The 14,386-nt window shown below is 67.8% G+C and carries 19 protein-coding genes; 2 read left to right on the forward strand and 17 right to left on the reverse strand.

Translation table 11 applies throughout. The features are described from left to right. Positions 1-49: 49 nt before the first annotated feature. The 17 genes from A3M1_RS0119990 to gvpA form a co-directional block, all read right to left on the reverse strand. Complete coding sequence (locus A3M1_RS0119990) at positions 50-355, reverse strand: gas vesicle protein K (RefSeq protein WP_018390766.1); 306 nt, start codon at positions 353-355, stop codon at positions 50-52. Next, positions 352-1,041, reverse strand: coding sequence for a GvpL/GvpF family gas vesicle protein (locus tag A3M1_RS0119995; protein WP_018390767.1), 690 nt, complete (start codon positions 1,039-1,041; stop codon positions 352-354). The genes A3M1_RS0119990 and A3M1_RS0119995 overlap by 4 nt, the downstream gene beginning before the upstream one ends. A gap of 10 nt (positions 1,042-1,051) precedes the next feature. After that, the gene (locus tag A3M1_RS0120000) at positions 1,052-1,288 is read right to left on the reverse strand and encodes a gas vesicle protein (RefSeq protein ID WP_245261770.1); all 237 of its coding nucleotides are present in this window, start codon (positions 1,286-1,288) and stop codon (positions 1,052-1,054) included. Beyond that, positions 1,281-2,048: a GvpL/GvpF family gas vesicle protein gene (locus tag A3M1_RS0120005; protein ID WP_018390769.1), complete on the reverse strand. Its 768-nt coding sequence runs from the start codon at positions 2,046-2,048 to the stop codon at positions 1,281-1,283. Before A3M1_RS0120005 ends, A3M1_RS0120000 begins: the two co-directional genes overlap by 8 nt. Positions 2,049-2,175: 127 nt before the next feature. Next, positions 2,176-3,186, reverse strand: coding sequence for a GvpL/GvpF family gas vesicle protein (locus A3M1_RS0120010; protein WP_018390770.1), 1,011 nt, complete (start codon positions 3,184-3,186; stop codon positions 2,176-2,178). After that, on the reverse strand, positions 3,183-5,315 hold the full coding sequence (locus tag A3M1_RS0120015) for a CDC48 family AAA ATPase (RefSeq protein WP_018390771.1): 2,133 nt from the start codon (positions 5,313-5,315) through the stop codon (positions 3,183-3,185). The genes A3M1_RS0120010 and A3M1_RS0120015 overlap by 4 nt, the downstream gene beginning before the upstream one ends. Next, positions 5,305-5,796 (reverse strand): gas vesicle protein, encoded by a 492-nt coding sequence (locus tag A3M1_RS0120020; protein ID WP_245261771.1) that lies wholly within the window; start codon positions 5,794-5,796, stop codon positions 5,305-5,307. Before A3M1_RS0120020 ends, A3M1_RS0120015 begins: the two co-directional genes overlap by 11 nt. Next, entirely contained in the window at positions 5,714-5,983 is a 270-nt protein-coding gene (locus tag A3M1_RS0120025; protein ID WP_018390773.1) for a hypothetical protein, read from the reverse strand. The genes A3M1_RS0120020 and A3M1_RS0120025 overlap by 83 nt, the downstream gene beginning before the upstream one ends. Beyond that, positions 5,980-6,243, reverse strand: coding sequence for a gas vesicle protein (locus tag A3M1_RS0120030; protein ID WP_018390774.1), 264 nt, complete (start codon positions 6,241-6,243; stop codon positions 5,980-5,982). The genes A3M1_RS0120025 and A3M1_RS0120030 overlap by 4 nt, the downstream gene beginning before the upstream one ends. A gap of 106 nt (positions 6,244-6,349) precedes the next feature. Then, the gene (locus A3M1_RS0120035) at positions 6,350-6,601 is read right to left on the reverse strand and encodes a gas vesicle protein GvpG (protein ID WP_018390775.1); all 252 of its coding nucleotides are present in this window, start codon (positions 6,599-6,601) and stop codon (positions 6,350-6,352) included. Between the two features lie 11 nt (positions 6,602-6,612). Then, positions 6,613-7,413: a GvpL/GvpF family gas vesicle protein gene (locus A3M1_RS0120040; protein WP_018390776.1), complete on the reverse strand. Its 801-nt coding sequence runs from the start codon at positions 7,411-7,413 to the stop codon at positions 6,613-6,615. Further along, positions 7,410-8,417, reverse strand: coding sequence for a hypothetical protein (locus A3M1_RS0120045; RefSeq protein WP_245261773.1), 1,008 nt, complete (start codon positions 8,415-8,417; stop codon positions 7,410-7,412). Before A3M1_RS0120045 ends, A3M1_RS0120040 begins: the two co-directional genes overlap by 4 nt. 13 nt (positions 8,418-8,430) lie before the next feature. Continuing rightward, entirely contained in the window at positions 8,431-8,994 is a 564-nt protein-coding gene (locus A3M1_RS0120050; protein WP_018390778.1) for an Hsp20/alpha crystallin family protein, read from the reverse strand. A gap of 30 nt (positions 8,995-9,024) precedes the next feature. Then, a complete protein-coding gene (locus A3M1_RS0120055) occupies positions 9,025-9,378 on the reverse strand; it encodes a hypothetical protein (RefSeq protein ID WP_018390779.1) in 354 nt (117 codons plus the stop codon). Continuing rightward, positions 9,375-10,445 (reverse strand): gas vesicle protein GvpN, encoded by a 1,071-nt coding sequence (gene gvpN / locus A3M1_RS0120060; protein WP_018390780.1) that lies wholly within the window; start codon positions 10,443-10,445, stop codon positions 9,375-9,377. Before gvpN ends, A3M1_RS0120055 begins: the two co-directional genes overlap by 4 nt. 105 nt (positions 10,446-10,550) lie before the next feature. Then, positions 10,551-11,414, reverse strand: coding sequence for a hypothetical protein (locus A3M1_RS0120070; protein ID WP_018390782.1), 864 nt, complete (start codon positions 11,412-11,414; stop codon positions 10,551-10,553). A 232-nt stretch (positions 11,415-11,646) separates the two neighbouring features. Continuing rightward, positions 11,647-11,859, reverse strand: a complete 213-nt coding sequence (gvpA, locus tag A3M1_RS0120075; protein WP_018390783.1) for a gas vesicle structural protein GvpA — start codon at positions 11,857-11,859, stop codon at positions 11,647-11,649. A 623-nt stretch (positions 11,860-12,482) separates the two neighbouring features. Between gvpA and A3M1_RS0120080 the strand changes: the two genes are divergently transcribed. Beyond that, on the forward strand, positions 12,483-13,586 hold the full coding sequence (locus A3M1_RS0120080) for a nitrogen regulation protein NR(II) (RefSeq protein WP_018390784.1): 1,104 nt from the start codon (positions 12,483-12,485) through the stop codon (positions 13,584-13,586). Beyond that, on the forward strand, positions 13,579-14,271 hold the full coding sequence (locus tag A3M1_RS25205; RefSeq protein ID WP_018963991.1) for a response regulator transcription factor: 693 nt from the start codon (positions 13,579-13,581) through the stop codon (positions 14,269-14,271). Before A3M1_RS0120080 ends, A3M1_RS25205 begins: the two co-directional genes overlap by 8 nt. Positions 14,272-14,386: the final 115 nt, after the last annotated feature.

Consider the following 14,386-nt stretch of genomic DNA (forward strand, 5'->3'; position numbering starts at 1 on the left):
TCGCCGCTGATGTCGCGCTACAGGAGCACGGAGCTGCCGACCGGGAGATTCAGAGTTCGCCCAGCGGAAGCTTCAGCTTGAGGTCGAGATCGCCCTCTTCCAGGCCGAAATGCAGGCGAAGCTCGGCCATCTTTTCTTCCAACCGCATCAGAGCGAGGCCGAGGCGCTCGGTCTCGTCCTCGGTCAGCGTGCCACCTTCCACCCGGCGGATCGCCTGACGCTCCACCACCTGTCGCACCGTTTCCACCAGCATCAGCACCAGCTTGACGAGGCCCTGCTCCACCTTTTCCGGGTCGATGTCGATACGACCACGCAGGGCGTTTTCGAGGGTTTCGGCCGTGCATGGCGCGTTCATTCGCGGCCTCCAGACAGGTCGGGGTCGGAGAAGGAATAGGGCGGCCAGGGGCCGGTGACGGTGATGCCGAGATCCGGCCGCAGGCGCTGGAGCGTGCCAACATCGTCGAGAAAGGCCGAGGCGCTGCGGCGCTGGACCAGGAAGGAGGCCCGCAGATCCGGCTGCGAGGGCGAGCGCGCCCACAGCAGCCGGGACGCCGCATGGGCGCTGAGCATGTCATGGGGGAATGCGGCGCTGGAGGTGGGCCAGCCGCGCTCGCGACGGACCAGCGTGCGAAGATGCGACGTGCCGGGACCCGGTCCCGCAAGGTTCGAGCTTGGGTCGGGATCGGGCAGTTCGGGCAGGCCCGCCACCCGCAGCGCGAACTCGACGCAATGGCGCACCCGGTCGAGCTGGGCGCTGAGCTCGGCATGGTGCCGCGCCAGCAGCCGCAGGCAGGCGGCGCTGTCCTCCACCACGGTTCCGAACCGCAGCGGAAGCACCGGCCGGCCCTCCATGAGCGCGGCAACCACCTCCTGATGGCGCCAGATCTGCGACGGCTCGGGCGCGATCGCCGCATCGGCCGCCTCGCTGACTGCGCTAACGAGCCCGTGCGATTCCACGAAGAGCGGCGCCGCCCCGCCAATGCCGGGCGGTAGCCGCTTCTGCGGCGGCGGTGATTCCAGGATGGCGTAGAGGTACAGCATGGGCGTAGCCCTAGTCGGCGTGAAGGTGCCGCTCGTCCGGCGTGGCGTTGGCCGCCTCGCGCATCCGATTGACGGTGTCAGTCGAGGTTAGAAGGAGCTTGAGGCCGAGATAGACCAGGTCGACGCCGGCCACCGAGATCGTCGCCTCGCCCCAGACCACGAGTCCCTTGTGCAGGGCGCGGTCGAGAAGATCGGCAACGGCAATCTCGCCGGAATGGCGCGATGGCATGGGGGGAAGTTCAGACAAGCCCGCCTCCAGTGAAATTATACGCGGCCCATGGGCCGGTCAGCACGTAGCGGGCGCCATCGGCCGCATAGGTCGTCTCAAGTTCCGACAGGCACGCCCGCCACGCCGCCTCAGTTTCCGACGCGACGAGATAGGCGCCGTTCAGCCCCATCGTGCCGGCGTGCCCGTGCAGTTCCGGCGGCTGCAGCGGGTTGGCCACCGCCGCGCGTGCAAGAGCGGCGAGACGGCGATGGCTGCCCGCCACGCAGTGGTCGAGGGCGACCTCGGCGGCGGCGCGGGCTTCCTGCTCCTCCTTCTTGCGACGGAAGAACGCCAGGCCCGAGCCGGCGCCGACAGGTTCGGCGGTTCGGACGGGTCGGGTGGGGGCCTCGAAGAACAGTTTCACGCCCCATTCCCGCGTGCCGCGCAAACGGGTGACCGTGGCTTCCAACACTTCGCGCTGCGAGGCGAGGGCGCTGATAAGGGAGGTTTCCCCGGCGAACAGGGTGCCGAATTTCAGCGGCAGCACGGTGGCCACCGGCAGGAGGGACGAGACCACGCGCTGATGGTCGAGAATGCGGGCGCGTGTCCAGTCGGCGTCGTTGAGCAGGGCCTGCAGCACCTCCTTGCCGAAGATGCTGTCCGGCACCGTGCTTGCCACAGCGCCGAGCGGACCCGCCGCGAAATGCTGAACCGCCACGCCGGGAAGAATGCCTTCCTCCGGCAGGCGCGGTTCCGCTCCTGCGGCGTGGTGGGCCGTGATGGCATAGACATACAGCATGCTCACCTCCCGCCTGCGCGCCGCGCAGACCCGTTCCCCCGGGGCCATGTGCCCCTCACGACCGCTTGCGGCGGTTCTTCTTTCACCACGTGCAGCACGGTCTGCCGCCAGCGGTGCCGCACGCTTTTCACTCTGTCAGGATCGAATCCAGCCGGCGCAGCGACACCGGCGCGTACTCGGCTTCCAGCACCCGGTAGGCATCGGAAAGCGTGACGAAGCGGGCCGTCTCGTCGGCCATCGCCGCGACGCCGCCCTCGTCGTGCTCGTCGCCATTCATCGGTACGAGATCGGGATGACTGTCCCGTGCCGCCCGGTGATAGGCCGCCTTGACCGCCGCGGGGCTGGCGCCCGGCTCAACCCCAAGGGCGGTGCGCGCTCCGCAGACTTTCGTCGCTGGCGCTAGATGGACCTGCACCGAGGCGAAGCTGTAGGGCGGCAGCGGGCCGACAAGTCGGAAGGTCAGGGCGCCGTCGAATTCGGCGTCGAGCGCCTCCAGCGCCGCCCCCAGCGCCGTCTCCGCCGCGCGATCGACCAGCAGCGCCAGACTGACGACGCCGCCGGGCTCGGTCGGTTCGCTGATGGCGAAATCCCGTGTTACCGCCTGCAGCTCCTCGACGACCTTTGCCCGCACGCGGCGCCGCTCGGCCGCGACCAGGCCGGCAAGCACCGTACCGAGCACCCGCCGTTCAATCTCGTCGCCGCCGGCGGCGGCTTGCCGTAACTCCGGGGCGACACTGGGGAGCAGCCGGGCCACCACCGTGTCGAGGTGCCACAGGACGGCGAGGTTCATCTCGATGCCCTCGCCGACCGCCTGAAAACCCTGGCCGAGAACGGCCGCGCCGGCGTCCAGCATATGGCGGACGCGGCCCTCATCCTCCACCACCGTGCCCAGGGCGACCGGCAGAACCGGGGCGCTGACCAGAAGACGCTCCATCACCTTCTGGCTGGCGAGCAACCAGGGCAGCAGAGCGCTGCGCTCCCGGCCCTTGAGCCCGCCTTCCGGCGCCGCGCCGACGACGGCCGCGAGTGGGCCGGCGGCGATCGATCGCAGCCCCGGCAGTAGTCCTTCCCCCGCGGCGAGGATCGCGGGATCGAACCTGTCGGCCGGCACCACGGCGAAGACGAGAAGGTCGGTCATGCGGCACGTTCCCTCTTCATGGCGATCAGGGCTTCGGTGAAGTCGCGGGGTGTCACCCGGAGAGTGGTGGCACCGGTGTCGCCCTCGACCGGGACATCGCGCGTCACCACATCGCGGATGGCGGCCACGCCGGCATGGCGGCACAGTGCTTCGATTTCCGCCCCCACCATGCCTTCGGTCGCCTCGGCCAGTGCGGCGAGATCGACCTCTGGTGCCAGCGGCATCCGGCCGGCATGGACATCCAGAATCGCGCGGCGGCCGGGCAGGTCCGGCGCGTGGAACTCGACGAGAAAATCGAAGCGGCCGGGGCGCAGCAAGGCGGCGTCGATCTGGTCGAGACGGTTGGTGGCGGCCAGCACGGTGACCCCCCGCAGATCCTCGATACCGTCGATCTCGGTGAGCAGTTGCGCCACCACCCGGTCGGTGAGGGCGCCGCCTGTGCCGCCGCGATTGGGCGTGAGGGTGTCGATCTCGTCGAAGAAGATGATGCAGGGCGCGGTCTGGCGGGCCTTGCGGAACACCTCGCGCACACCGCGCTCGGATTCTCCGGCCCACATGGACAGCAGCTGCGGGCCCTTCACAGCGATGAAATTGGCGCCGCTCTCGCCCGCCAGCGCCTTTGCCAGCAAGGTCTTTCCGGTGCCCGGGCCGCCATAGAACAGGATGCCCTTGGGCGGCTGGATGCCGGCCGCGGCATAGAGGGCGGCGTGGCGGGTCGGCCACTCCACCGCCTCCACCAGCAACTGCTTGATGTCGTCGAGCCCGCCGACATCGGACCACCGCTTGTGCGAGGCCTGGGTGACGATCTCGCGCAGCGCGCTCGGCTGGGTGCCAGCCTGGGCAGCGACGAAATCGTCCGCCGTCACCACGAGGGCGGCGAGCTTTTCGTCCGACACCCGGCCATCGGCGAAGTTGATGTCGGGGATCAGCCGCCGCAGCGCGCTCATCGCCGCCTCGCGGCACAGGGCCGCCAGATCCGCGCCGACAAAGCCGGGCGTGCGGAAAGCCAGCCGGCCGAGATCTACATCGCCGGCCAGCGGCATGCCGCGCGTGTGGATCTCCAGAATCTCGCGGCGCCCGTTCTCATCAGGCACGCCGACGATGATCTCGCGGTCGAAACGTCCCGGCCGGCGCAGGGCGGGGTCGATGGCATTGGGAATGTTGGTCGCGGCGATGACGATGACCTGCCCGCGCGACTGCAGGCCGTCCATCAGACCTAGAAGCTGCGCCACCACCCGGCGCTCGACCTGGCGGTCGCCGCTCATCTCCTCGCGCTTGGGGGCGATCGCGTCCAGCTCGTCGATGAAGATAATGGACGGGGCGTTCTTCTCCGCCTCGTCGAACATGCGGCGCAGCTGCGCCTCGCTTGCCCCATACATCTTGTCGATGATCTCGGGGCCGTTGACATGGATGAAATGGACATTGGCCTCGCGAGCCACGGCGCGGGCGATCAGCGTCTTGCCGGTGCCCGGAGGCCCGCACAGCAGCACGCCCTTTGGCGGGTCGATGCCCAGATGCTGGAAAACCTCGGGATGCTTGAGCGGCAGCTCGATCATCTCGCGGATGCGGCGCACTTCCTTGGACAGGCCGCCCACATCCTCATAGGTGACGGCATTGCCCTCGGCGGTGCCGTCGAGACAGCGCAGCTGGGTGTCCGGGCCGATCATCACCGGCCCCGGCGGGTCGGAGCTGTCGACGGTGAATTCGCGGGTCTGGGCGCCGACCAGCGAGGTGCGAACCCGGTCGCCGGCCAGCATGGGGATGCCGTCCAGCAGCCGCGTCAGGGTGCGCGCATCCGGGGGACGGGTCCGCGCGCCCACCTGGCTCAGGGTGACGGCGCGCGCCTGCGCCACCGTCGCGGGGTGGAGCGTCACCTGCTCGTCGAGGCTGGCGCCGGAATTGACCCGGGCGAGGCCGTCCATCTGCACCAGGCTCTGGCGCCGCATGCCGGCATGGGCAGGCATCACCCGCGCCACGGTGGTGCGGCGGCCGATGATGGACACCACGTCGCCCACCTCCACGCCGAGCCGTGCCATGTCCTCGGGATCGAGGCGGATCAGCCCGCGGCCGACATCGCGTGTGGGCGCTTCGCAGACACGGAAGCTGGCCGGGGCGGGTTCATCCACCATGACACGCCTCCTCGCCGGTGAGGGATGGTTCCCGTGCCGCGTCCGCAGGCAGCACGGGCGGGACGACGGCCGCCTCCAGCCGATCCAGCCGCTCGCGCAGCAGCTTGTTTTCATCCGCCAGTTCCCGGGCATGGGAATTGAGGTGAGGGTCGCTCTGCCACCAGTTGATGCCCATCGACATCGCCCTGTCGACCGACGCCACCACGAGGCGCAGGCGTATGTTCAGCAGTTCCACCTCGACCAGCGAAATGGTGATGTCGCCGGCGATCACGATGCCCTTGTCCAGCACGCGCTCGAGAATGTCCGCCAGCCCCACGGCCTGAAGGGAATGCTCCATCCGCTGTTCGTTCATCTCGGTCCACTCCGCTTCCACACGCCGCAGCGGCGCATGGCGTATTTCAGGACGCCAGCCGTGCCGCGCGCCGGATGAGACCGGCGGCGTTCTCCCGCAGGCGCGAAACGTGCTGGCATAGGCGGTCATTGACGTTGCCCAGCCGCTGGCCGGCGTAGCCGAGAAGAGCCTCCGCCACGCTTTGCAGCTGGCGCGCCAACCCCGCCCGCGCCGAAGCGCCGGACGCAGGGGTGAGGGCCTCGGTGTGGCGGCGCATCTCGGCCTCCCGCGGCGCGAAGATGCCGGCAGGACCGACGATGCGCGCCGCTGCGCTCACGGTGCGTCCTCCATCACCTGGTCGCGCAGATAGCGGCGCGTGCGGTGATAGCTGGTGACATTGCCGACGGGATCGAGCGTGATGCGATAGGCCGCCAGCAGGTCGGTCGAAGACGGGATGCGCTTCAGCTCCAGCAGATTGACGGTCATTTCCCACCCGCCGTCGGTGGCATTGAATTCGGAAACGCTGTCTGCAGAGAAACCCGTCAGTTCCTGCACCTGTGTCTTCACATTGCGGATCAGTTCCAGTGTCGTTGCCATGCCTAGTCTCCTGGCTCCGCGCGGCCGTGCCGTGGGGCCTTTCACCTGTGCCGAGGATTGTCCGCGTGCTGAGCGAAGCCGGGGCTCCGCTCAGTCGCCGGTTTCGCTAGAGGCCGCTGCGCATGCGTTCGCGGGCGATTTTCAAGCGCTCCAGCAGAACCGTTTCCTGCGTCTCATAGGCGTCCTCGTCGATCTCGCCCGCCTCAAGCTGCTGCTCCAGATCCAACAGTGCGGCGCGGATGACGCCCTCGTCGTAAAGCGTTCGCTCGGCCTGCTCGGCGATGATGCGGGCCAGCCAAAGCACACCCTTGAGGGGACCCACGGCTGGCGCGAAGACGACATCTGTCAGCATGCTCATGGTGCCTCCTCCTACCAGTGAATGGTGATGGTGACGAAGTTGTAGGGCGGCACCGGGCCGACATATTTGAAGGTCAGCCTCCCGCCCCATTCTTCATCCATGGCGCGAATGCTGGCATCGAGCCGGGATTCGACGGCCGCATCCACGAGGAACGCGGCGTTGATCACCATGCGGTCGCCGATGACCTTGTTGAGCCGTGTCTTGTGCACGAAGGGGCGCACCCGCTCCAGGATGCGCTCCTCATCGTCCTGGCGCTTGCGCTGCAGCGCCTGGCCGATCAGCTCGCCGAGCTGGATGCGCTCGTAATGGCTCTTGTCCGGCGAGCGGCCGACCAGTGAATCGCGCAGCTTGCGGATGGCCGGGTTCTCCGCCAGCACCTCCTCGAAGATGACCTCTTCGCGCCAGGACGCCTTGAGCCCGAGCTCCATCCGCCCGTGCATCTGGCCCAACAGGCCGGCGAGTTCGTCACGGCGCTCGCGCAGGATCTTCTCGACGATGACCTCGGCGTCCGAGCCGACCGTGCCGAAGCACACCGGCAGCAGCGTGTGGCGCGCCATCACCGCTTCCAGCACCTTCGTGTGGGCCAGCATGTTGCGGCGGCTGTTGTCGTAGTCGATGCGGGGCGAATTGCTCACCACCGCCGCGAGCCGTCCGAGCGTGATTGTGTGCACCTCGTCGCCCCGCCCACCGATCGCCGGGACGTCGAAGGTGGCGGGGGCCGGTGCCTCGATGATGCCGTAGAGATACTTGCCTTCGGCCGCTGCGTTGACCTCGGCGTTGGCGGTGCCGGGGGCGGTGATTGTGGCGCTCATGGCAGGCCTTCAGCATTGGGGGGCGGCGACCCGGCCAGGCGCAGGCTGAGGCGCTCGCCGCCAGCGGAGAGAAAATCGGAGAGGCGCCGGAGAATGCGCGTGCACCAGGCGGCGATCGCCTCGGCCCCCCATTCCGGCCGCAGGTGAAGGAAGCACTCACGCAGGTCGCGGTAGATGCCCGCTACCTCGGCCGCCATGCGCGGCATCAGCCCCTCGACCAGCAGCGCCTCCAGTTCGGCGGCCTCGGCGGACCGACCCGCCTGGACAAACGGAACCACTTCCAGCGCGAAGGGCAGGGCGATCTGCGCATCGGCGAGCCGCAGCAAGGGACGCAGATGTTCGGTAGGCAGTGTGCCAGCCGCCACCGCCGCGCCGGCGCGGCGCTCCAGCTCGTCGCGCTGGGCCAAGTTGTTCACCGCCCGCGCCAGGGTGGTGCGGTCGAGATGGCGCAGGGCGTCGGCGAAGCCATGGGCGATGCAATAGGCATTGGCGAGCAACTCCGTCACCGCGCCGGTGGAGAGCGTGCGCCCGAGTTCGGCGGCGAGGGGGGCGAGCGCGGCCGGGCCGTCCGCTTCCACCTGCAGGGCGCGTGCGGCCGTTGTTGCCGGTGCTTCCGACAGCGGGTGCGCGTGCTCATGCGCGAGCAGGGCCTCTGCGGCGAGGCCGTCGCCCCAGAAGCCCTCTGCCTCCATGATGTGACGGTTGACGAAGACGAAGCACTCCATGGCGTGGCGTGGATCGTAGAGATTGACCATGGGACGCTGGGGCAGGCGCACGAGATCATCCGCCAGCAGCCGGTGGGTGCGGGCCAGCTGGCCGACCAGGGGTGCCAGATCGTCGAGGACGAACAGCGTCACAGTCTCGTGTGGCCAAACGCCCTGGTCCACCAGCTTGCGCACGACGCGCTCTTCCGCCTGCACGATGGCCGAGATGTCGGCCGCGCAGTCGGTCACAACCCGGACCTGGGCCGCACCGACGTTGAACGCGCCGACTCCCTCCGCCATGCCGGTCATCGGGTCAGACCTTTCGCAGCTTGACCTGAAGGATGCCGTTGCGATGGCTGCGCTCCAGCGAGGCCGGGTCGATCGTGCCCGGCAGCGTCACCGTCTTGGCGTAGAGGTGGCGGCCCGTGGTGGAGAGGGAGAGGCGGTTCTCCTCCAGCGAGAGCGATATTTCGCTTTCTGCCACGCCGGGGATCTCGGCGGTGACGATCACTTCATCGTCCTCGTCGAACACATCGACCAGCGGCTCACGCACATCGTCGACCGCCGGGCCCTTGGCGGTGGGATTGATGTTGCCGAAACGCCGGACCTGCGGCACGCCGCCAATGCCCGTGCGCAGGCTGAAGCCATAGACGCCCCGGGCCTGGTCGCCGAGACCCTTGACCTTGAACTCGCCCTCGCGCTGCACGTCCTCGGCCTTCTCCACCAGCGAGCCAAGCATCTCGACCAGCCCGCCAAGGCCGCGAAACGCGGCGCCGAGATCGGCCATGGCCTCGGCTTTCGGGTCGCTGTCCGGCCGGGCGCCCGCCTTCTTGCGGGGGCCCTCGTCCTTGTCCTTGGTGTCGTCCTTGCGGGTCATGGTGCCAATCCCCTTCGCGGAACTGGAGGTCTAGTATTCGATGAGTGCGTGTGAATGGGTGGTCGGCGCGGCGGCGGGTTCGTCGCGTTCCCGCCGCCGGCGCGGTGCCGGGGCCTCGCGCGGCGGCGAGGCGGGGGCATCGAGAAGTATCGCCCGCATCGTGGCGAGTTCCTCGTCGACCTTGGCCAGCATCCGCTCCGCTTCCGTCCGTCGGGCGTTCCACGCCTCCAACTCGCGCAGGAGGCGGGTGCGTTCATTCTCCAGCCGCGCGAAGCGGCTGACCGCCTGCGTGCGATTGGAAGGTGTGGCGCGGGTAAGCCGGGTCTGCACCGTGGCGACGTCCCGCAGCCCTCGCGTGCGCGCCGTCTTGCTGTCGGTGCTCATGGCAGCGCACCCTCCACTCCGGGGCGGCCGCCGGCGGCGCGGCGCGCGCGCGGCTTGGCTGCCGACGGGCAATGGGTTTCGATGAGCGCGTAAAGCGCCGCGCGACGCTGTTCGCGAGCGACAGCCTCGGCGCGCTGACCGGAGAAGATCCGCGATTCCAGCGCATCGGAACACAGCTGCACGAAGCGCGGATCGTCGACCGACACCTCTAGGCCTTCCTGCGCCGCCACGCGGGCGATCATCAGGCTGGCGCGCATGGTCGGGGTCTGCTGGTAGTCGCCGGAAGCGCGGAAGGCCCGCACCAGATCGATGATCCGCGCGGCGCTGGCTTCCGGCATGCCAGTACGGGCGGACGCCACCGCCAGTTCCATCGCCCGGTCGGGATAGTCGACGTCGATGGTGGCGAGCCGGTCGGCGAGAGCGTCCTGGCTGGCATGAACGCCGGCATATTCCTGCGGGTTGCTGGTGAAGATCGCCCGGAATTCAGGATGGACCTTGATGTAGCATTCCTCGCGCGCCTGCGCCGGCAGGAACAGCATCCTCTCCTCGAACACGCCGAGCAGCACATTGTGCGTCTCGGGCCGGGAACGGGTGAACTCGTCATAGACGAGGGTAAAGCCCTCGCGGCAGGCCGTGGTCAGCCGATGGTCGGTCCAGTGCTGGTTGGCGGTTTCTTCCAGCTTGGTGACGTTGTGGATGAACTGGTCCACCACCTTGCGATAATGATAACCGCGCTGCGAGCCGACGAGGTCGGCCGTGCCCAGTTCATTGTCGCCGGTAATGATGATGACCGGCCGTCCGAGTTGCGCCGCCACATGCAGTGCCAGCGTGGTCTTGCCGGTTCCCGCCGGGCCCCGGAAATGCAGGGGGTAGCCAGCATGGAGGAAACCGAGACCACGCCGCGTCAGGTCGCGGACCTGCTCGGTTTCGACAAAGCCGGTGCGCGGACGCGGTGTCAGCGCGGACGGGGCGGAACGCCCGCCGGTCTTCGACGCGCTCGTCGACGATCCGCTGCCAAACCCGGACAGAACCGAAATCGGGTCCTTTGATGCGGCCTCACTGGTCATGCCGAAACTCCTCGTCGTTGCCCGAACACGTGGTTGCCGCTAGCTGCCAAGCGCCGGCGTAGCGAAGACGCCGGCGCTCGTGGTCGATGGAGACGTCGTCGAAAGTCACGCGGACTTTCCGGACGACATCTTGTCGCCTGCCGGCTTGGAGCCGGTGGGCTTGTTGTCGGCCATGGTCGTGGCGGGCTTGGCGGCCGCGCTGTCGGGCGCGTCGGCCTTGAACGCTTCCGGCTTCGCGGACTCGGTCTTGGCCGGCTCGACCTTGGCGACTTCCACCTTGGTCGGTTCGGCGGGCGCGGCTTCCACCGGGGCGGGAGCGAGCTTGGCCGGCTCCTCGACCGCCGCTGCCTTGACCGGCTCGGGCGTGGCAGGCTCCGATTTGGCAGGTTCCGATTTGGCAGGTTCGGCCTTGGCGACCGGCGCGCTGGCGTGGGTCTTTGAAGCCGACGGGGTCTTGGAAACCGACGTCGCGCGCCCATGCCACAGGCTGGCGGCCTGCTGCCGGTCCTTGGTCAGCGCGGCAAGGAAGGCGAGGTTGTCCGCCGTCAATTCCTGCACCGTCGTGCCGAGGTCCTTGCGGTCCTGCTGTCGCTGGCGAAGCGACCTGGCGGCTTCCGTACTCCGCGCCGCCGATTGCGTGCCGAGCCATTTGCGGGTGTTGCCGCGCAGGGACGCCAAGCCCTCGGCGAGCGCGCGGTCGAGGCGGGCGGCCTGCTGGACGCGCTCCTTGCGGTAACGATCGATCCGCTCATCCGCCTCGCCGAGGAGGATCGCGGTTCCAAGCTTGATAGTGCGCAATGCCTCGCCGAGGCGATGCTGCTGCTCCGAAGCCATTCGGCGCCGGGAAGCCTGCGCATCGCTGAGATGACGGGCAGTATCCTTGCGGATGCGACCAAGCGCCCCGTGGCGCGCCTCGCGCGTGGAGGCAAGGGTCGCGACGGTGTTCGAAATCTGGCCGGCCAAAGACATGCTCGGATGCTCCTTGCCCAAGTTGACGGGGTTCTTGACGTCGCCGCTGGATGCCCGAAAGGGCACTGCAGCCATCCAGGCTGGCGGACCACGTGCCGAAGTCACCGATCAGTCTGCACGCAGACCGATCGGTGCCGGCTTCCAAACCCTGCACGCAGTGACTCATGTCGTGCCGCAGGGTTCGTTCCGGGAGGTCGAGCTGAGCGGATCAGGCGATCCGCCCGGCCCGGCCTCACGCGGCCTGGGCGCTCGCGGTGAGCCCGACGGCCTCGGCATACTTCAGGTAGGTGTCGACGCCGGCGACGACCACGCGGGCCTCGACGGCCAGCAGCTCGATACCAACGAGCGAAACGCGAACCCAGGCATCGACCACCACGCCCTTGTCGAGGATACGATCCACGACTTCGGCGAGGCTGCTCGAGGCGTTGATCTTCTCTACGGCCATTTGAACCTCCTCAGAATGAAAGCTGGATAATTCCCGAATGTCACCGAACGAGCTCCGACAGAGCCTCCGACGGAGCCTTCGAGCGACGCAACACTGCGATGGACCCACCCCGGAGCGAAAGGCACATGATCCCCCCTTGGCGGTATGGAAACCCGCCATGGTGGCGGAGGAACATGGCACCAACAGGGGGTAATCCCCCACCGGACTAGGGAAAACCCGAGGGTGCTCCGGGCGCGGGGCGGCTGGATTGCTCAAGAACCGCTTCCCACCACATCAAGGGGTGGTATTATCGGGGGGCGACGGTGGGTCATTCAACCGGTGCGCGATGCCGGCAGGCGAAAGCCGGGGGCTCGCGATGCGACGAGTCGCGCCCAGCGCTCGAAAGACGTGGCCGTGACCATGTCGCTTAAATGAAATAATCATTTGCATAATTCCGAATACAGCTGTACCGAAGCAGCCGATCGATCATATTCATAGCCCAAACGTCTTGCGATAAACGGTCTCGGGGGCGAGAGTTTATTGGGAAAATTGAAATGAAATCGCCGATAATATTTGATGCTGAGCCAAAGTCTCCGGTACATCCGTCGAAATCTGTCGCCAGGGCGCGCTCCAGGAAGCTGCCTTTGGGGGAGTCTGTCGATGCCGTGCTGGCCAATTTCCCCGAGGGCGTGATCAGCTTCAGGCGCGGCACGATACGGTCGGCCAATACCGCATTCTCCAGGCTGTTCGGGTTGACGCGCGCCCAGCTCGTCGGACGTCCCGTGCAGGGGGTTCTCGCCCGCCTGGCTTTCGCCCCCAGCGATATCGAGGCGCTGCTCTCGGAGGCGGCGGAGCAGGTCGAGGACATCGATCTGGTACGGACCGCCGCCGGTCAGCTGCCTCAGGATCTGCGGGTCCGACGTTTCGCCATTCAGGGGGAGGGCGCGGGGGCGTTGCGGGCGCTGTCCTTCATCGACGAGACGTCGTGGCGGGCCACCCAGCGCTCCACCGAGGTGCTGGTGGAAGAGCTTCTGCGCGCTGACCGTCAGGCGGCGCTGGGCGAGATGGCCATGGCGCTGGCGCATGAGATCAATCAGCCGCTGGGCGCCATCGTCAATTTCGCCGGTGCCGCCCGCCGCTCGCTCACCGGGCGGGCCGTGCGGGCCGGCGAACTGGACGAGGTGCTGATCAATATCGGCGCCGAGGCCGCCCGGGCCGGCGATGTGGTCAAGAGCCTGCGCTCCTTTCTCAAGGGCGCACCGCAGCCCTCGACCGATGCCTGCCTGAACGCTGCGGTGAAGGTGGTTCTTGGATTTGCCGAGCCGGCTATGCGCGAGCAATCCATCGATTTCCGGCTGCAACTGGCCCCAGAGCTGCCGCCGGTGCAGGGCGACCAGATCATTCTCCAGCAGATCATCCTCAACCTGGTGACGAACGCCATCCAGGCCATGGGGCCGCAGCCCGTCGGTCGGCGCCATCTCGACATTCGCACCACGCGCGAGGGCGCCTCGAAGGTTCGGGTCGATGTGCGCGACACGGGAATCGGCCTGCCGGCAGAGCTTGGCGAGCGGATATTCGAGCCCTTCATCACCACCAAGGTGAACGGCTCCGGGCTCGGCCTGTCCATCGCCCGCACGCTGGCCCAGCGGCTGGGCGGCAGCATCGAAGCGGCGGCGGAGTCGGGCGAAGGCAGTCGTTTCACCATTCGCCTGCCTTGCCGCGGCGAAGATGAGGCGCACGATGCGTGAGCCGGCGGTCTACATTGTCGATGACGATCCCGGTCTAAATGCTTCTCTCGCAGCGCTGTTTCGGTCTGTAGGCCTGAAGACCGAGATGTTCCAGCATCCCCAGCCCTTTCTGGAACTCACCCATATCAGCCGGCCGTCCTGCCTGTTGCTCGACGTTCGCCTGCCTGGCATCAACGGTATCGAGGTGTTGGAGCAGGTGGGGCGGATCGGCTGGACCATGCCGGTGCTGATGATCAGCGGCCATGCCGATGTGGTGATGGCGGTGCGGGCGCTGCATGCGGGGGCGCGCGACTTTCTGGAGAAGCCGGTCAACGATACCGTCCTCCTCCAGCTGGTGCAGCACTGGATACGCTGGGATTCGCAGAACTATGCCTGCGAGCTGATCTGCGACGACATTCGCGCCAAGCTGGCGACGCTGACCGAGCGCGAGCAATCGGTGCTGCAATGCATGCTGCGCGGCCAGCCCAACAAGGTGGCGGCGCATGCGTTGAATCTCAGCGTCAAGGCGGTCGAGGGGCATCGCATCAATCTGCTGCACAAGATGGGCGTGCAGTCGCCCGTCGAGCTGGTTCGCATGGTCAGCAGCTGCCCCAAGGCGGCGCACAACCCGATGCGCTGCTCACGGGACGCGGGCGGCCGGGGTGGAGCGGACTATGGCTGCCCCATATTGCGCAAGCCGCGTTAGCTGTGCCGGCCGCCGGCATCGTTTCCCGGCGCCGGCGGCGACGGTGAGGCGCTGGCGAAAAAGGACAGTCAGGCAAGGCCGCCTAGCCCTTGCACGTGACATGAAACAGCGGGAT

It is taken from the genome of Ancylobacter sp. FA202 (assembly GCF_000380205.1).
Taxonomy (GTDB): domain Bacteria; phylum Pseudomonadota; class Alphaproteobacteria; order Rhizobiales; family Xanthobacteraceae; genus Ancylobacter.